At 75.1% G+C, this 17,233-nt stretch carries 16 protein-coding genes; 11 read left to right on the forward strand and 5 right to left on the reverse strand.

Translation table 11 applies throughout. The features are described from left to right. Positions 1–6 precede the first annotated feature (6 nt). The 3 genes from IH44_RS0121860 (at position 7) to IH44_RS0121870 (ending at position 2,952) form a co-directional block, all read left to right on the forward strand. Positions 7–1,359 (forward strand): DUF2252 domain-containing protein, encoded by a 1,353-nt coding sequence (locus IH44_RS0121860; RefSeq protein WP_030461365.1) that lies wholly within the window; start codon positions 7–9, stop codon positions 1,357–1,359. 80 nt (positions 1,360–1,439) lie between these two features. Beyond that, positions 1,440–1,634, forward strand: coding sequence for a hypothetical protein (locus IH44_RS41270; protein ID WP_035955946.1), 195 nt, complete (start codon positions 1,440–1,442; stop codon positions 1,632–1,634). A 190-nt stretch (positions 1,635–1,824) separates the two neighbouring features. Further along, a complete protein-coding gene (locus IH44_RS0121870) occupies positions 1,825–2,952 on the forward strand; it encodes a PRC and DUF2382 domain-containing protein (RefSeq protein WP_030461366.1) in 1,128 nt (375 codons plus the stop codon). A gap of 46 nt (positions 2,953–2,998) precedes the next feature. Here the strand turns inward: IH44_RS0121870 and IH44_RS0121875 are convergent, their stop codons facing one another. After that, on the reverse strand, positions 2,999–4,315 hold the full coding sequence (locus IH44_RS0121875; protein ID WP_030461367.1) for an NAD(P)/FAD-dependent oxidoreductase: 1,317 nt from the start codon (positions 4,313–4,315) through the stop codon (positions 2,999–3,001). Positions 4,316–4,354: 39 nt separating this feature from the next. Beyond that, positions 4,355–6,844, reverse strand: coding sequence for an ATP-dependent Clp protease ATP-binding subunit (locus IH44_RS0121880; protein ID WP_030461368.1), 2,490 nt, complete (start codon positions 6,842–6,844; stop codon positions 4,355–4,357). A 233-nt stretch (positions 6,845–7,077) separates the two neighbouring features. Here IH44_RS0121880 and IH44_RS0121885 point away from each other — a divergent pair, with 233 nt between their 5' ends. The 5 genes from IH44_RS0121885 to IH44_RS0121905 all read left to right on the forward strand — a co-directional run bounded on the left by IH44_RS0121885 (position 7,078) and on the right by IH44_RS0121905 (position 11,729). Further along, entirely contained in the window at positions 7,078–8,013 is a 936-nt protein-coding gene (locus IH44_RS0121885) for a polysaccharide deacetylase family protein (protein ID WP_030461369.1), read from the forward strand. A 30-nt stretch (positions 8,014–8,043) separates the two neighbouring features. Beyond that, positions 8,044–9,087 carry a GNAT family N-acetyltransferase gene (locus IH44_RS42970; RefSeq protein WP_030461370.1) on the forward strand — a complete coding sequence of 348 codons (1,044 nt, stop codon included), beginning with the start codon at positions 8,044–8,046 and terminating at the stop codon, positions 9,085–9,087. Between the two features lie 119 nt (positions 9,088–9,206). Then, the gene (locus IH44_RS47340; RefSeq protein WP_051817167.1) at positions 9,207–9,764 is read left to right on the forward strand and encodes a TetR/AcrR family transcriptional regulator; all 558 of its coding nucleotides are present in this window, start codon (positions 9,207–9,209) and stop codon (positions 9,762–9,764) included. Continuing rightward, on the forward strand, positions 9,761–10,654 hold the full coding sequence (locus tag IH44_RS0121900) for an aldo/keto reductase (protein WP_030461372.1): 894 nt from the start codon (positions 9,761–9,763) through the stop codon (positions 10,652–10,654). Before IH44_RS47340 ends, IH44_RS0121900 begins: the two co-directional genes overlap by 4 nt. Positions 10,655–10,709: 55 nt before the next feature. Further along, positions 10,710–11,729, forward strand: coding sequence for an NADPH:quinone reductase (locus IH44_RS0121905; protein ID WP_030461373.1), 1,020 nt, complete (start codon positions 10,710–10,712; stop codon positions 11,727–11,729). A gap of 57 nt (positions 11,730–11,786) precedes the next feature. On the opposite strand, the gene IH44_RS0121910 is transcribed toward IH44_RS0121905, so the two are convergent. Continuing rightward, the gene (locus tag IH44_RS0121910; protein WP_035955949.1) at positions 11,787–12,209 is read right to left on the reverse strand and encodes a YchJ family metal-binding protein; all 423 of its coding nucleotides are present in this window, start codon (positions 12,207–12,209) and stop codon (positions 11,787–11,789) included. Positions 12,210–12,376: 167 nt separating this feature from the next. Here IH44_RS0121910 and IH44_RS0121915 point away from each other — a divergent pair, with 167 nt between their 5' ends. Continuing rightward, a complete protein-coding gene (locus IH44_RS0121915) occupies positions 12,377–12,871 on the forward strand; it encodes a hypothetical protein (protein ID WP_030461375.1) in 495 nt (164 codons plus the stop codon). Positions 12,872–12,889: 18 nt separating this feature from the next. Here the strand turns inward: IH44_RS0121915 and IH44_RS0121920 are convergent, their stop codons facing one another. Beyond that, a complete protein-coding gene (locus tag IH44_RS0121920) occupies positions 12,890–13,282 on the reverse strand; it encodes an RNA-binding S4 domain-containing protein (protein WP_030461376.1) in 393 nt (130 codons plus the stop codon). Between the two features lie 96 nt (positions 13,283–13,378). On the opposite strand from IH44_RS0121920, the gene IH44_RS0121925 reads away from it, so the two are divergent. Further along, positions 13,379–15,385, forward strand: coding sequence for an NADPH-dependent 2,4-dienoyl-CoA reductase (locus IH44_RS0121925; RefSeq protein WP_030461377.1), 2,007 nt, complete (start codon positions 13,379–13,381; stop codon positions 15,383–15,385). A gap of 70 nt (positions 15,386–15,455) precedes the next feature. On the opposite strand, the gene IH44_RS0121930 is transcribed toward IH44_RS0121925, so the two are convergent. Further along, positions 15,456–16,331 (reverse strand): S1 family peptidase, encoded by an 876-nt coding sequence (locus IH44_RS0121930; protein WP_030461378.1) that lies wholly within the window; start codon positions 16,329–16,331, stop codon positions 15,456–15,458. A gap of 306 nt (positions 16,332–16,637) precedes the next feature. Here IH44_RS0121930 and IH44_RS0121935 point away from each other — a divergent pair, with 306 nt between their 5' ends. After that, positions 16,638–17,219 (forward strand): PadR family transcriptional regulator, encoded by a 582-nt coding sequence (locus IH44_RS0121935; protein ID WP_030461379.1) that lies wholly within the window; start codon positions 16,638–16,640, stop codon positions 17,217–17,219. Positions 17,220–17,233: the final 14 nt, after the last annotated feature.

Raw genomic sequence — 17,233 nt, forward strand, 5'->3', positions numbered from 1 at the left:
CGCCCGATGGACACCCCCGCCCCCTACCTGACCGTCGCGGAACGCACCGAGGTGGGCCGCGCCGCCCGCAAGCGCGCCCCGCGCTCCACCGCCGGGCACTGGCGGCCCGCCGCCGACCGCCCCGACCCGCTCGCGGTGCTGCGCGCCCAGGCGGAGAGCCGCCTCCCCGACCTGGTGCCGATCCGCAACGGCCGGATGGCCGCCTCCCCGTTCGCCTTCCTGCGCGGCGCGGCCGCCGTGATGGCCGGCGACCTCGCCACCGCCCCCGACAGCGGCCTGACCGTCCAGCTCTGCGGGGACGCCCACCTGGTCAACTTCGGGCTGTTCGCCTCGCCCGAACGCGCCCTGCTGTTCGACCTGAACGACTTCGACGAGACGCTGCCCGGCCCGTTCGAGTGGGACGTCCAGCGCCTCGCCGCCAGCCTCGCCGTGGCCGCGCAGGAGAACGGCGAGAGCCCGGAGAGCGCCCACCGGGTGGTGCTGGAGGCCGTGCGCGCCTACCGGGAGCGGATCCGGCAGCTCGCCGGGCTCGGCGAACTCCCGGTCTGGTACCGGCGGATCGACGCCGACGAGCTGCTCACCAGCCTCAAGGGCAAGCCCCGGCAGCGCATCGCCGCCGACCTCGCCGCCGCCCGCCGCCGCGACAGCCTCCAGGCCGCCGGCAAGCTCACCGAGACCACCGCGAGCGGGCGCCGCCGCTTCAAGGACCAGCCCCCGCTGATCGAGCACGTCGGCTTCGACACCGACGAGGTCCGCTCGCTGCTCGCCGACTACCGGGCCACCCTCCCCGAGGAGCGCGGCCGGCTGCTCGACCGCTACCGGTACGTCGACACCGCCCGCAAGGTGGTCGGCGTCGGCAGCGTCGGCACCCGCTGCTTCGTCGTCCTGCTCCAGGGCCGGGACGCCGACGACCCGCTGGTGCTGCAGGTCAAGGAGGCCCAGGCGTCCGTCCTGGAGCCCTACGCCGGGCCCAGCCGGTACGACCACCACGGGCAGCGGGTGGTCGCCGGGCAGCGGCTCACCCAGGCCGCCAGCGACATCTTCCTCGGCTGGATGACCGGCCCGGCCGGACGCCACTTCTACTGGCGCCAGCTGCGCGACATGAAGGGCTCCGCCGAGGTCGGCGAGATGACCACCCGGGGCCTGCGCGCCTACGCGGCCCTGTGCGGCGCCGCCCTGGCCCGGGCCCACGCCCGCTCCGGCGACCGGATCGCCATCGCCGCCTACCTGGGCCGCACCGACACCTTCGACCGGGCGGTCGCCGCCTTCGCCCACCACTACGCGGGGCTCAACACCGCCGACCACGCCCGCCTCGCCGCCGCCATCGCCGCCGGCGAGGTGCAGTCCGAGGACGCCTGACCCGCCCCCCGTTTGCGCCCCGCCCCGCCCCGGGGGGGTGATGGAGGCAGCGAACATCCGCACCACTGCCGGAGGCAACCGTGACCCACCACAAGTCGAACAAGGCGGTCGAGGGCGACCCGGACACCGGCCACGGCGGCGGCCTGCCGCGGCGGCCCGACGAGAGCGAACTGGAGGAGCGCACCGAGGAGGACCGCGCGGAGGTCGGCCTGGACCCGGACCCCGAGGGCGAAGGCGACGGGGACGGCGACGGGGACGGGGACGGCGCGGTGTAGCCCGTTCTCCTGTGTGCACGTCACATGGCGTCCCCGGTGTGGCATATGCCGATCCGGGGACGCAGCGTGAGCGGATCCGTCGAGTTCGGCCGATCTCCGTCACGGTGGGTGAATGTCTCCCCGGAGGGCGTTTCAGTCCGGCTGAGCTGGCCACGCGCCCCAGTGCCGGAATGTGAAGGAGGCGTGAGCAATGATCACCGAACAACAGATCCGTTCCATGCTGCACCACCCTGTCCACGACGCCCAGGGCAACAAGATCGGCAAGGCCGACCACCTCTTCCTCGACGACGCCACCGGCAAGCCCGAGTGGGTCAGCGTGAAGACCGGATGGTTCGGTTCGAGTGAGTCGTTCGTCCCGGTCCGGGAGGCCCACGTGATCGACGGGCACCTCCAGGTGCCCTACGACAAGGACAAGGTCAAGGACGCGCCGAACGTGGACGTGGACAGCGGCGGACACCTGTCCGAGCAGGAGGAGCGCCGGCTGTACCGCCACTACGGCATCGCCTGGGACGACGCCTGGAAGGCCGCCAACCAGCCCGGTGAGGGCGGCTGGGCCCACCGGGAGGGCGGAACGGGCACCGCGGCGGGCGCGGCCGGAGCGGCTGGTGCCGCCGGGGCGGCGGGCGCCGCGGGTGCGGCCGGAACGTCGCGGACCAGGCCGATGACGGGCGGTTCCGCCGGTACCGGCCCCTCCGACATCGGGGCCGCCGGAACCACCGGCACGGTCGGAACCACCGGCACGGTCGGGACCGCCGGCATGGCCGGGACCGCCGGCCTGGCGGGTACGGCCGGAGCCGCCGGCGCCACGGCGGGCGGCCGGCAGGGCGCCCGCACCGGCTCCGCGGCCGCCGCGCCCGGCCCCGCCGTCCGGGGCACCGGCCGGCCGGAGCGGGGCGACGACGCGATGACCCGCTCGGAGGAGCGGATGCACGTCGGCATCGAACGGTACGAGACCGGGCACGCCCGGCTGCGCAAGTACGTCGTCACGGAGGAGGAGCAGCAGACCGTGCCGGTGCGGCACGAGGAGGTCCGGGTCGAGCGCGAGCCGATCACCGAGGCGAACCGGCACGAGGCGCTGTCCGGCGAGCCGATCTCGGAGGCCGAGTACGACGTGACCCTGCACGGGGAGCGTCCGGTCGTGCGCACCGAGGCCGTCCCGGTGGAGCGGGTGCGGCTGGTGACCGAGGAGCACGTCGAGGAGCGGACCGTCACCGGCGAGGTGCGCAAGGAGCGCATCGAAGCCGAACTGCCGGAGGGCAAGGCGAAGTTGCCGCCGAACACCGGCAAGGACACCCCCGGCCAGGGGCGCCACCGGTGACACCGCCCCGCGGGGCCCGGCCCTCCGGCCGGGCCCCGCGGGCGGGTCAGGCCGGGCGGTAGACGTCGGTGTGCTCGAAGTCGGGCAGGGTGGCCGGGCGGCCGTGCTGGAAGCCGGTGCTGACGAAGTCGCTGCCGGTGGTGGCGTTCAGCGCCCAGTTGACCAGCACCCGGGTGCGGGCCGTGACGGTCGGCAGCGCCATCAGGTGGTAGCCGCGGGCCACCGCCTGCCCCGGGAGGCCGCTCAGCTCCACGCCCAGCGGCCGGGAGACCGCGTAGCCGCCGCCCAGGTCCACCACCAGCCCCAGGTCGCGGTGGAAGTACGGCCGCATCGCGGTGCCCCGCAGCCGCGCGGCCACGTTGAAGGCCACCGCCTTGCCCTGGCGCTGCGAGTGCTGCGCGGTGGGCGGGGTGATGCTGCCGTCCGCCTTGGCGAGGTCCGGGACGGCGGCGGCGTCCCCGACCGCGAACACGCCGTCCGCGCCGGGCACGGTCAGTTCCGCGGTGGTCGCCAGCCGGCCCCGCACCAGGTCGGTGTCGACGGTGTGCACCAGCGGGCTGGCCGCCACGCCGGCCGTCCACACCAGGGTCCGGGTGCGCAGCGTCCGGCCGTCGGTGAGTTCGACCGTCCGGGGGGTCACCCGGGTCACGCTGGTGTTCAGGCTGAACTCGAGGCCGCGGCCGCGCAGCACCGCCATCGCGGCCGCGCCGAGCCGCTCGCCGATCTCCGGCAGCAGCCGCGGCGCGATGTCCACCAGGTGCCAGCTGAGCAGGGCCGGGTCCACGTGCGGGAAGCGCCGGATCGCCTCCCGGGTGAGCAGTTCCAGGCAGGCGGCCGTCTCGGTGCCCGCGTAGCCCCCGCCCACCACCACGAAGCACAGGCGCTCGGCCCGCTCCTCGGGGTCGTTGGTGACCGCGGCCGCGTTCAGCTGCCCGATCACGTGGTCGCGCAGGTAGGCGGCCTGGGCGAGGGTCTTCATCCCGAGCGCGTGCTCGGTGACGCCCGGGATGTCGAACAGCCGGGTGGTGCTGCCCGCGGCCAGCACCAGGTGGTCGTAGCCGATCTCCCACTCGGCGCCCTCGACGGTGCGCACGGTCACCTGCCGCCGCCGGGTGTCCACCCCCAGGGCGAACCCCGGCACGTAGCGGGTGCGGCGCAGCCGCCGCCGCAGTGACACCGCCACCGACTGCGGGGTGACGACGCCCGCCGCCACGTGCGGCAGCAGCGGCAGGTAGAGCTGGTAGTCGTGCGGGGAGACCACCACCAGCTCCGCCTCCTCGGGCTTGAGCGTCCGCTCCAGCCGGTGCAGGCACTCCACACCGGCGAAGCCGGCGCCGATGACGAGGACGCGGGGACGGGGCATGGGCACACTCCGGGCCGGTGGTGGGGGAGAAGGGGCTGGTCAGGAGGGGTTCGGGCGGCCGATCGAGCAGATCAGCTCGCCGTCCTCGGCGTCCGCGACGATGGTGTCGCCCGGGCGCAGGTCGCCGCCGAGCAGCATGGTGGCGAGGCGGTTGTCGAGCTGGGTCTGGATGGTGCGGCGCAGCGGGCGGGCGCCGAACTCGGGCTGGTGGCCCTTGCCGACCAGCCAGTCCTTGGCGGCGGCGGTGACCTCCAGCTCCATCCCCTGGGCCTTCACCCGGCGCTCGGAGTCGGCGAGCATCAGGTCGACGATCCGCAGCAGGTCGTCGGCGTCCAGCGCGTCGAAGACGATGATGTCGTCGATCCGGTTGAGGAACTCGGGCAGGAAGCGCCCGCGCAGCTCCTCCATCAGCCGGTCGCGGATCTCCTCGGTCTCGCCCTTGTGGCTCAGGATCAGCTGCGAGCCGATGTTGGAGGTCATGATCACCACGGTGTTGCGGAAGTCGACGGTGCGGCCCTGCGCGTCGGTCAGCCGCCCGTCGTCGAGGACCTGCAGCAGCGCGTTGAAGACGTCCGGGTGGGCCTTCTCGACCTCGTCGAACAGCAGCACGCTGTACGGGCGGCGGCGGACCGCCTCGGTGAGCTGCCCGGCCTCGTCGTAGCCGACGTAGCCGGGCGGGGCGCCGACCAGGCGGGAGACGGTGTGCTTCTCCTGGAACTCGCTCATGTCGAAGCGGACCAGCCGGTCCTCGTCGCCGAAGATCAACTCGGCCAGGGCCTTGGCGAGTTCGGTCTTGCCGACGCCGGTCGGGCCGAGGAACAGGAAGGAGCCGACCGGGCGGTTCGGGTCGGCCATGCCGGCCCGGCTGCGGCGGACCGCCTCGGAGACCGCGACCACCGCCTTGTCCTGGCCGATCACCCGGGCGTGCAGTTCGTCCTCCAGCTTGAGCAGCCGGGCCTTCTCGTCCTCGGTGAGCTGGGAGACCGGGATGCCGGTCTGCCGGGAGAGCACGTCGGCGACGTCGTCGACGGTCACCGAGACCACGCCCTCGCGGCGCTCCTCGATCTCGGCGCTCTGCGCCTCCAGGTCGGCGATCCGGGTCTTCAGCTCGGAGGCGCGGGAGAAGTCCTCGGCGGCCACCGCCTCGTCCTTCTCGCGGCGCAGCTTGGCGAGTTCGTCCTCGCGGCCGATCACCTCGGTGGAGCGGCCCAGGCCGCGCAGCCGGACCCGGGCGCCGGCCTGGTCGATCAGGTCGATCGCCTTGTCCGGCAGGAAGCGGTCGGAGACGTACCGGTCGGAGAGGTCGGCGGCGGCGCGCAGCGCCTCGTCGGTGAAGCGGACCTGGTGGTGGGCCTCGTAGGAGTCGCGCAGGCCCTCCAGGATCTGCACGGTCTCCTCGACCGAGGGCTCGGGGATCAGCACCGGCTGGAAGCGTCGCTCCAGCGCCGGGTCCTTCTCGATGTGCTTGCGGTACTCGTCGATGGTGGTGGCGCCGATGACGTGCAGCTCGCCGCGGGCCAGCGCGGGCTTGAGCATGTTGCCGGCGTCCATCGCGCCCTCGCCGCCGGCGCCCGCGCCGACCACGGTGTGCAGCTCGTCGATGAACAGGACGGTGGAGTCGGCGGCCTCGCGGACCTCGTCGATGACGTTCTTCAGCCGCTCCTCGAACTCGCCGCGGTACTTGGAGCCCGCGACCAGCCCGGACAGGTCGAGCGAGACCACCCGCCGGTCCTTCAGGGTGGCGGGGACGTCGCCGGAGACGATCCGCTGGGCCAGGCCCTCGACGATGGCGGTCTTGCCGACGCCGGGCTCGCCGATCAGCACCGGGTTGTTCTTGGAGCGGCGGGAGAGGATCTCGACGGTCTGCTCGATCTCCTCGGCCCGGCCGACCACCGGGTCCAGCCTGCCGAGCTTGGCGTCCTCGGTGAGGTCGCGGCCGTACTCGTCCAGGGTCGGGGTCCGGCTCTCGGCCTTGGCCTGGCCGCGCTCGCCCCGGGCGGCGGCCTCGGCGCCGCGCTGGAGGCGGGAGGCGTCGGCGCCCTGCGCGCCGAGCAGGCGGCCGGCCGCCGAGTCGGGGTCGTCCAGCAGGGCGGCCAGGACGTGCTCGGGGCCGATGTAGGAGACGCCGGCGGCCTGCGAGCGGGCGTGCGCGCCGATCAGCACGCGCTTGGCGGCCGGGGTGAGGCCGGGGTCGACGGACGGGTCGGCCGCGCCGGCCGGCAGGCTGCGCTCGATCGTGGCGGCCAGCTTGTCCGGGTCGGCGCCGGCCTGGGCGAGCAGGCCGCGGGACGGGTCGACCTGGGTGGCGGCCCACAGCAGGTGCGGGGTGTCCAGGTCGGTGCTGCCGTCCTCCTGGGCGCGCAGCTCGGCGCGGGCGATCAGGTCGCGGGCGGACTCGGTGAGCAGCCGTCCGATCGGGACGCGCTGGACGGCGGGCGGGGAGGCGGCCGGGTTGAGGCCGAAGAAGCGGTTGAGCAGCTCCGAGAAGGCGTCGTCGGAGCCGAAGGAGCCGAAGCCGGGCATGGTCATCGTGCGGGCACTCCCATGGGCGGGCGGGCAGCGGTCCCCCCGAACTATGCCAATGCGTGATATCAGCCGCTAAGCGGTGTGATCCGGACAGGTGGTGCCCGCCGCCCGGCGGGCTTCGGAGAATTTGGGACAGCCATTACCCGTTCATGGGACTCTGATGACCTGGAACTCCAGCGGGCACCCCGGGCCGACCGCCCGCGGCGCCCGCGTGCGCCACCGGAGGGGGAGCGGCCATGCCGACCACGGACCGTGCCACCGCGCGGCGGCGCAACCTCGACGCCCTGCTGCGGCGCTCCCCGCTCCAGCCGGTGTTCCGGGCCCGCGCCGCCCGCCGCCTCGCCGTCCTCGGCTACCACGGCATCGACGACCCGGTGGCCTTCCGCGCCCAGATGGAGCGCCTGGCCCGCACCGCCCGCCCGGTCGGGCTGGAGGAGGTCGCCCGGGCCGCCGAGCACCGCCGCCCGCTGCCCGCCCGCAGCGTGCTGGTCACCTTCGACGACGGCGACCGCACCGTGCTCACCGAGGCGCTGCCCGTCCTGGCCCGGCTCGGCATCCCCGCCGCCGTCTACGTGATCACCGACCTGATCGACAGCGACCACCCGTACTGGTGGACCGAGGCCGCCCACCTGGTCGCCCACGGCGCCCGCGCCGAACCGCTGCGCGGGCTCGGCCCGACCGCCGCCGTCCGCCGGCTCAAGTCGCTGCCCGACCCCGAACGGCGGCGCGCCCTCGCCGAGTTGCGCACGACCGCGGCCCGGCAGGCGCCCCGGCAGCGGCAGTTGAGCAGCGCCGAACTGCGCACCCTGGCCGACGCCGGGCTGGCGATCGGCAGCCACACCGCCTCCCACCCCTGCCTGGACCGCTGCACCGACGCCGACCTCGACACCCAACTCGTCCGCGCGCACGACCGGTTGACCGCACTGACCGGCCGCCCGCCGACCTCCTTCGCCTACCCCAACGGCAACTACGACCCGCGCGCCGACCGGGTCCTGCGCACCCTCGGCTACCGCACCGGCTTCCTCTTCGACCACCGGCACGCCGACCTGGCCCCGGCCCACCGGCTGCGGATCAGCCGCCTGCGGGTCAACTCGCACACCGGCCGGGACCGCTTCGACACCATCCTGTCCGGACTGCACCCGGCCGTGCACCGGCTGCGCGGCGGCAGCTGAGCGGCACCGGGACGAGAGAGGAGCGGGGGAGTGCCGGAGATCCGTCGCACGCCCGAACTGGACGGCGAACTCGTGCACGACTGGCGGGAGCTGGTGGCCGAGGACCCGGACGGATCCTGGTTCGCCGGGCCGGACTGGGTGCTCGCCTGGTGGCGGACGCTGGGGGCCGGGCAGGCCGGGGAGATCGCGGTGTGGCGGGGCCCGGACGGGCGGGCCGAGGCGGTGCTGCCGCTCGGGGCGGCCCGGCTGCGGGCGCACCGGCGGGTGCCGGTCGAGCTGCCGGTGCTCACCCTGCTCGGGTCCGGGCCCGGGGCCGCCGACCACTGCGGGCCCGCCGTCCGCCCGCACCGGCGGGCCGAGGTGGCCGCCTGGCTGGCCGGGCGGGCCCGGCGCGAGACGCTCTGGCTGCCGAACCTGGACGCCGCGCACGCGGACCTGCCGCCGGCCGGCGCCCGCCCCGTCACCCGGTCCGCCTGCCCGCGCGCCGACCTGGCCGACGGGCCCGACCGGCTCGGCTCGCGGGACTTCCGGGCCGCCAACCGGCGGGCCCGCCGCCGGCTCGCCGCCGCCGGGGTCGACTTCCACTGGCTGCCGCCCGGCAGCGCCGAACCCGCCCTGGCGGCCGGGTTGTTGGACGAACTGCTGCGACTGCACCGGCTGCGCCGGGAGGCCGCCGCGGGCGGGTCCAGCAGCTTCGGGGCCGACCGGCTGCCGCTGCACCGGCTGCTGGTGCAGGGCGCCGCGCCCGGCCGCGGCCCGGCCTTCCAGCTGGCCCGGTGCCGCGGCGAGGTGGTCGGCGTGCTGTACGGCTTCCGCTGGGCCGACCGGTTCGCCTACTACCAGACCGGCTGGGACCCGCGGTTCGCCGCCGACTCGCTGGGCACCGCGCTGGTCGACGCGGCGGTCCGCAACTGCGCGGCCGAGGGCGTGCGCACCTTCGACTTCCTGCGCGGCCCCGAACCGTACAAGTACCGGTTCGGGGCGGTCGACCGCACGGACACCGGCTGGCTGCGGCCGCGCGGCCCGGGCGGGGCGCTGCTCGCCCTCAAGCACCGGCTGGCGGGCGGGGGTTGACGGGAGGGCGGTGGTGCGGTCCGGGCCTGTCCGGGTGAGGTTCCCGGTGCAAAAAGAACGGCTGTTCTGCTAGCGTCTCCCGTGCAAGCAGAACAGCCATTCTTTTTGTGGGAGGTGCGGTGCCCCGGCTCACCGACGCGCGCAAGGAACTCCGACGTACCCAGATCGCCGAGGCCGCCGTGCGCTGCTTCAGCCGCAACGGCCTGGAACGGACCTCGATCGCCGACATCACCGCCGAGTCCGGGCTGTCGGTCGGCTCGATCTACGCGCACTACCGCAACAAGGCCGAACTGGTCCGGGCCGCCGCCCGCGAGATGCTCTCCAGACGGGCCGCGACCATCGGCGAGTACGCCGCGGCCGACGTCCCGCCCGGCCCCGACGAACTGCTCGCCCGGCTGACCGCCGCGATCGACCCCGCCGAGGCCCGGGTCGGAGTGCAGACCTGGAGCGAGGCGACCACCGACCCGGCCGTCCGCGACATCATCGTCGACGCGACCGAGCGGATGCGCACGATGCTGCACGACTGCGTCACGGCCTGGCTCGTCAAGGTCGAGCACCACGAGCCGGACCGGGCGGGCGAGCTCGCCGCGCCGATCGCCCACCGGGTCATGGCGCTCTACCAGGCCGAACTGCTGTACACCGCCCTGCGCACCACGGACGAGGAGACGGCGTCATGACCATCGGGACCGCCCGGTTCGCCACCCGCACCGTCTCCCGGATCGGCTACGGCGCCCTGCAACTGGAGCGCCTGCACGGCCGCCGCGACGAGGCCGTCGCGCTGCTGCGCCGGGCGGTCGAACTGGGCGTCGACCACGTGGACACCGCAGAGTTCTACGGCTTCGGGTTCGCCAACGAGGTGATCCGCGAGGCGCTGCGCCCCGAGGACGGCGTCCTGGTCGTCACGAAGGTGGGGGCCGACCCCGACCCGGGCGGGCGCCTGCCGCTGCGCCTGGCGCAGCGGCCCGAGCAGCTGCGCGCCAGCGTCGAGGACAACCTGCGCAGCCTCGGCGCCGACCGGCTGGAGGTCGTCAACCTGCGCCGGCTGGACACCGGCCCCGGACTGCGCCCCGACGGGGACCAGGTCGTCGACCTCGACGACCAGCTCGCGGTGATGACCGCGCTGCGCGACGAGGGCAAGATCGGCGCGATCGGCCTGAGCAGCGTGACCCTCGACGGCCTGCGCCGCGCCCTGCCCGCCGGCGTCGTCTGCGTGCAGAACGCCTACAGCCTCGTCTCCCGCGAGGACGAGGACCTGCTGCGGCTGTGCACGGCCGAGGACATCGCCTGGGTGCCGTTCTTCCCCCTCGGCGGGTCCTTCCCCGGCCTGCCCAAGGCGACCGACGAGCCGGCGGTGCACGCCGTGGCCGAGTCCCTGGGCGTCACGCCGTCCCAGGTCGGCCTCGCCTGGCTGCTGCACCACGCCCCGAACGTCCTGCTGATCCCCGGCACCGCCGACGCCGCCCACCTGGAGGCCAACCTCGCGGCCGGCGCGATCACCCTCGACGCCGCGGCCCTCGCCGCCCTCGACGGCATCGCGTCCCGCCCCAACGACGTGCCCATCGGCTGACCGGAACCGACCCGGCCGCCCCCTGCCCCGCTGGACCAGCTCCCCAGGACGGATCATGAAAGCCATCGTCTACCGCGACACCGGTACCCCCGACGTCCTCCGGCTCGTCGACCGCGACCGGCCCGAGCCCGGCCCGGGCGAGGTCCGGGTGCGCATCGCCGTCTCCGGGGTCAACCCGACCGACTGGCAGGCCCGTTCCGGCCTCGGCCACCCCAAGCGCTTCGCCGAGGTCACCCCGCACCTCGACGGGGCGGGCACGGTCGACGCCGTCGGCGAGGGCGTCGACCGCGGCCGGGTCGGCCAGCGGGTCTGGCTGTTCATGGCCGCCGCCGGGCGCCCCACCGGGACCGCCGCCGAGTTCACCGTCGTGCCCGCCGAACAGGCCGTGCCGCTGCCCGACGGGGCAGGGTTCGACCTCGGCGCCGCGCTCGGCGTCCCCGCGCTGACCGCGCACCGCGCGCTCACCGTCGCCGAGGGCGGGCCGGACCGGCTGCGGCCCGGGGCGCTGGAGGGGAAGGTGGTGCTCGCCGCGGGCGGGGCCGGAGCGGTCGGGCACGCGGTGATCCAGCTCGCCCGATGGGCCGGCGCCACCGTGGTCGGCACGGTCAGCAGCCCGGCGAAGGCCCGGCTGGCCACCGCCGCCGGGGCCCACCACGTGGTCGACTACCGCCGGGGCGACCCGGCCGCCGAGATCCGCCGGATCGCCCCGCAGGGCGTCGACGTCGTCGCGGAAGTGGCCCTGGGCGCGAACCTCGCGCTGGACCTGGCCGTCCTGCGGACCCGCGGCACGATCTCCACCTACGCCAACGACGGCGGCCGGCCGGTCGAGCCGGACGTGCCGCGGACCATGGTGCTGAACGCGCGCCTCCAGTTCCTGGTGCTCTACACGGCCGGACCCCGGGCGCGGGCCGCGGCCGTCGAGGACGTCGCCGCCGCGGTGCGCGACGGCGCCCTGCCGGTCGGCGAGGAGCACGGCCTCCCGCTGGTCCGCTTCCCCCTCGACCGCACCGCCGACGCGCACCGGGCGGTCGAGGGCCGCGCGGTGGGCAAGGTCCTGGTGGACGTCGCCCCCTGACGGCCGGCCGCCCGCCGGATCCCGATCACCGTGCGGGAGAAGGAAGTTGACGGAGCGTCAGGACTTGACGTCGCCGTCCAGGTAGACCCACTCGCCCCGGTGGCGGACGAACCGGCTGTGCTCGTGCAGGGAGCCGGCCCGGCCGCCCTCCCGGTAGTGGGCGCGGAACTCGACGGTGCCCTCGGTGTGGAACGGGCCGCCCTCGCCCGCGCCGAGGATCTCCAGCCGCTCCCAGCGCAGCGCCGGGTCGAAGTCCACCTCGGCGGGCCGGGTGTCCGGGTGCCAGGAGCGCAGCAGGTACGGCTCGTCGCGCACCGCGAAGGCGCTGAACCGGGAGCGCATCAGCTGCTCGGCGCTGCCCGCGGCGGCCTCGCCGCGGTGCAGGCGGCCGCAGCAGTCGGCGTACCGGGCGGGCAGGCCGCACGGGCAGTCGGCGGGGGCGGCGGGGGCGGGGGTGCGTCGGCGGGCCATGGGGTCCATTATCGCGCGCCCGGCACCCCGGCCCGGCGGGGCGGCCGACCGCCTCCGCCCGGTCCCCGCGGCGCGGCGCGGGCATGGGTCCGGGCGGCGCGGGCAGGATGGGCGCGTGCCGCGTCCGGTGCGGCGCCGGGGCGGGAGGACCGTCGGCGAGGGCGAAGGGAACCGCGATGAGCGACCACCACCACAACGTGCTGCTGCTCGGCTTCGACGACCGGGCGCAGTGCCGCCTGGCCTACGAGGACGCGATGCACCTGCCCGGACTCCGGCAGGTCGCGGTGCTGGAGCGCGACGAGCAGGGCATCGTCGACATCCCGGAGAGCCACATCCGCGGCGCGGGCGTCCCCACCGTCGGCTCCGGCCTGGTCGGCGGCCTGGTCGGGCTGCTCGGCGGGCCGATCGGCGTGCTGCTGGGCTTCGCGGCGGGCGCGGCGATCGGCAACGCCGCCGAGCAGGCCGAGATCACCGACGGCGGCGCGGGCCTGATCGTGCTCTCCTCGCGGGTCGGCAACGGCCGGGCGCTGCTGGTGGTCGACCTGGTCGAGCACCAGGCCGGGCCCGCCGACGAACTGGCCGCGAAGTACGGGGCCCCGGTGGAGCGGATCTCCGCCGAGCAGTTCGCCGAGCAGGTGCGGATCGCCAAGGAGAAGGCGACGGAGGGATGAGGGCGGGGTGACGGGGGCTCAGAAGTACGGGCGGTAGCCGTCCTTGAGCTTGTCGAGGTCGCGCCGCTCGCGCTTGGTCGGGCGCCCGGCGCCGCGGTCGCGCTGGGCGACGGCGGCCGGGCGCTCGGTGCGGGGCGGCGGCGGGGGGCTGTGGTCGACGTAGCAGGTCTCGGCGACGGGGGCGCCGACCCGCTTGGCGATCGGCCGGACCACCTGGACGATCCGCTCCCGGCCCTCGACCCGCACCCGGACGTCGTCGCCCGGCTTGACGTGCTGCGCGGGCTTCGCGGTGGCCCCGTTCACCTTGACGTGCCCGGCCCGGCAGGCCGCGCCCGCCGCCGAGCGGGTCTTGATCAGCCGGATCGCCCAGATCCAGCTGTCGATCCGCACGCTCGCCTCGTCCGTACTCATGGCACGACTGTAGTCCCGCTCACGTTTTTGCAACTAGTTGCACAGCTGGTCCGCTGCGCCCTACCGTTGGGTAACAAATCCTGACCGGAGGCGTCGATGACTGCTGCGTACCCCCACCTGCTGGCCCCGCTCGACCTGGGCTTCACCACCCTGCCGAACCGGGTGGTGATGGGCTCCATGCACGTCGGCCTGGAGGAGGCGGAGCACGGCTTCGAGCGGATGGCGGCCTTCTACGCGGAGCGCGCCCGCGGCGGCGTCGGCCTGATCGTCACCGGCGGCATCGCCCCCAACGAGGCCGGCCGGCCCTGGGGCGGCGGCGCCAAGCTCACCACCGAGGACGAGGCCGCCGAGCACCGCGCCGTCACCGACGCCGTGCACGCCGCGGGCGGGAAGATCGCCCTGCAGATCCTGCACTTCGGCCGGTACGCCTACCACGAGGACCTGGTCGCCCCGTCCGCCCTGCAGGCCCCGATCAGCCCGTACGTCCCGCACGAGCTGACCGCCGAGCAGATCGAGCGGACCATCGAGGACTTCGCGCGCTGCGCCGAACTCGCCCGCTCCGCCGGGTACGACGGCGTGGAGGTGATGGGCTCCGAGGGCTACCTGATCAACGAGTTCACCGCCGCGCAGACCAACCACCGCACCGACGAGTGGGGCGGCTCCTACGAGAACCGGATGCGCTTCCCGGTCGAGATCGTCCGGCGGGTGCGCGAGCGGGTCGGGCCGGACTTCATCCTGATCTACCGGCTGTCCATGCTCGACCTCGTCCCCGGCGGGTCCACCTTCGACGAGGTGGTCCGGCTCGCGCGGGAGGTCGAGGCGGCCGGAGCGACCATCATCAACACCGGCATCGGCTGGCACGAGGCCCGGATCCCCACCATCGCCACCTCGGTGCCGCGCGGCGCCTTCGCCTGGGTGACCAGGAAGCTGATGGGCAAGGTCGGCGTCCCGCTGGTCACCACCAACCGGATCAACACCCCCGACCTGGCGGAGGAACTGCTCGCCACCGGGCACGCCGACCTGGTCTCGCTGGCCCGGCCGATGCTCGCCGACCCCGCCTTCGTCAACAAGGCCGCGGCCGGCACCCCCGAGGCGATCAACACCTGCATCGGCTGCAACCAGGCCTGCCTCGACCACACCTTCAACGCGAAGATCACCTCCTGCCTGGTCAACCCGCGGGCCTGCCACGAGACCGAACTCGTCCTCGCCCCCACCCGCCGGGCCAAGCGGATCGCCGTGGTCGGCGCCGGACCGGCCGGCCTCGCCTTCGCCGTCTCCGCCGCCGACCGCGGCCACCGCGTCACCCTGTTCGACGCCGCGGCCGAGGTCGGCGGGCAGCTGAACGTCGCCCGGCAGGTGCCCGGCAAGCAGGAGTTCGACGAGACACTGCGCTACTACCGGCACGAACTCGCCCGCACCGGCGTCGAGTTGCGCCTGGGCGCGGTCGTCGGCGCGGACGAGCTGACCGGCTGGGACGAGGTCGTGCTGGCCACCGGCGTCACCCCGCGCACCCCGCAGATCGACGGCGTCGACCACCCCAGCGTGCTCGGCTACCTGGACGTGCTGCGCGACGGCGCGAAGGTCGGCGAGAAGGTCGCGGTGATCGGCGCGGGCGGCATCGGCTTCGACGTCGCCGAGTACCTCACCGACCCGGGCGCGGGCGCCCCCGACTTCCTCGCCCGGTGGGGCGTCGACCGCGAGCACACCGCCCCCGGCGGCCTGGCCGCCCCCGAGCGGCCCGCCGGCCCGCGCCAGGTCTTCCTGCTCCAGCGCAAGGCCGGAAAGGTCGGCGCCGGGCTCGGCAAGACCACCGGCTGGATCCACCGCACCGAACTGCGCCACCGCGGCGTGCTGATGGTCCCCGGCGTCGAGTACCGCCGGATCGACGACGCCGGCCTGCACGTCACCGTCGACGGCCAGGAGCAGGTCCTGCCCGTCGACACCGTGGTGCTGTGCGCCGGGCAGGAGCCGCGCCGCGACCTGCTCGACGCGCTGCGCGAACGCGGCGTCGAACCGCACCTGATCGGCGGCGCCGACGTGGCCGCCGAACTCGACGCCAAGCGCGCCATCGACCAGGGCACCCGGCTGGCCGCGGCGCTCTGAGCGGGCGTGCCGGTGCCCACCGGGGCCGTGGTCGGGGGGCTCCGGTGGGCACCTGTGGGGGCGGGGCGGGTCAGTAGATCGAGACCCCGTAGGCGGAGAGGGCCTCGGTGACGGGCTGGAAGAAGGTGGTGCCGCCGGTGGTGCAGTTGCCGCTGCCGCCGGAGGTCAGGCCGAGGGCCTTGGTGCCGTCGTAGAGCGGGCCGCCGGAGTCGCCGCCCTCGGCGCAGACGGTGGTCTGGATCAGGCCGCTGACGGTGCCGCCGTCGGAGTAGCGGACGGTGGCGTTCAGGGCGGTGACCTTGCCGCTGTGGGTGCCGGTGGTGGAGCCGGTGCGCTTGACCGCCTCGCCGACGTACGCGTTGGCGGCCGTGTAGCCGCCGGGGTGGCTGAGCGAGGTGTTGGTGTAGCGGACCAGGGCGTAGTCGTTGCCGGGGAAGCTGGAGCCGGCGGTGGTGCCGGCCACCGTGCTCTGGCCGGAGTTGGTGTACCAGGTGCTGGCGATGTTGCCGCAGTGGCCGGCGGTCAGGAAGTAGTACGTGCCGCCCTTGACCACGTTGAAGCCCAGCGAGCAGCGGTAGCCGCCGCCGTAGATCGCGGCGCCCGCCGACAGCAGCGGGGTGAAGGCGCCGGAGGTGCGTTCGACCTTGAGCCGGGCGGCGTCCGCCCCGGCGGCCTTGGTGAGCCGGGCGAGCGCGGCCGGGGTGACCGTGCTGTCGGCCGTCACGACCACCCGACCGCTGGCCGGGTCGGTGTGCCAGGCGATGCCGTTGACGCCGCTGAGCTGGACCGAGTCGCTGACCCGGGCCAGGGTGGCGGCGTCGGGCGCCGCGGTGGCGGCCCCGGCGGCGGGCACCGCGAGGGCGGTCGCGGCCGCGAGGGCGGCGGCCACGGCGAGCAGGCGGCCGCCGGTGCGGCGCGGACGGGAAGTGGTGCGCGTGGTCCTCACAGATCTCCTCCTGGGGGAGTGGGAGAGGCCCTGGGGTAGGGGCCGTGAGGCGCGGGCAGGCACGGACCGGGCCGGCCTGATGGGCCGGTTTTGATCTGGTCCTGACAGGCGCTATTCGGGAGTATGCGGACATCCGGCGGAGCTGCGCAAGACCCGGTAAGCGCTTTCCGTGTGGGTGATAGATCGTCAAAGTGTCGGCAAAGAGCGGGAATTGACACTTCGGCGGAGCGTGCGGACCGGAGCCCGCCCCGGCCGGGACGGGCCGGTCGGCGGGGGCCCGGGCGGGGCGGCCCGTACGATCGCCGCATGTCACTGCCGCACGCGATCCTCACCGCCCTGCTGGAGAAGCCGTCCTCGGGGCTGGAGTTGACCCGGCGGTTCGACCGGTCGATCGGGTTCTTCTGGTCGGCCACCCACCAGCAGATCTACCGCGAGCTGGGGCGGCTGGAGCGCGAGGGCCTGGTCCGGGCGTCCGGGCCGGGGGCGGGGCGCGGGCAGCGCAAGGAGTACGAGGTGCTGCCGGACGGGCGGGCCGAGCTGGCCCGCTGGACCGGCCTGGCGCAGGACCCCAAGCCGGTCCGGGACCCGCTGCTGCTGCGGCTGCGGGCCGCCGCCGTGCTGGGCCTGGACGGGCTGGAGGAGGAGCTGGCCCGGCACCGGGCGCTGCACCGGGCGCAGCTGGCGGAGTACCTGGAGATCGAGCGGCGGGACTTCCCGCCGGAGGCGGCGGCCGGGGAGAACCGGTTGCAGCACCTGGTGCTGCGCGGCGGCATCCAGTTGGAGTCGTTCTGGCTGGCCTGGCTGGACGAGGCGCTCGAAGGGGCCGGGGGCGGGCCTGAGGGCGGGCCTGAGGGCGGGCCGGAGGCCGGGTCGGAGGGCGGGGAATAGGGCGGGGTGGCGTG

The organism is Kitasatospora sp. NRRL B-11411 (assembly GCF_000721345.1).
GTDB lineage: Bacteria > Actinomycetota > Actinomycetes > Streptomycetales > Streptomycetaceae > Kitasatospora > Kitasatospora cineracea.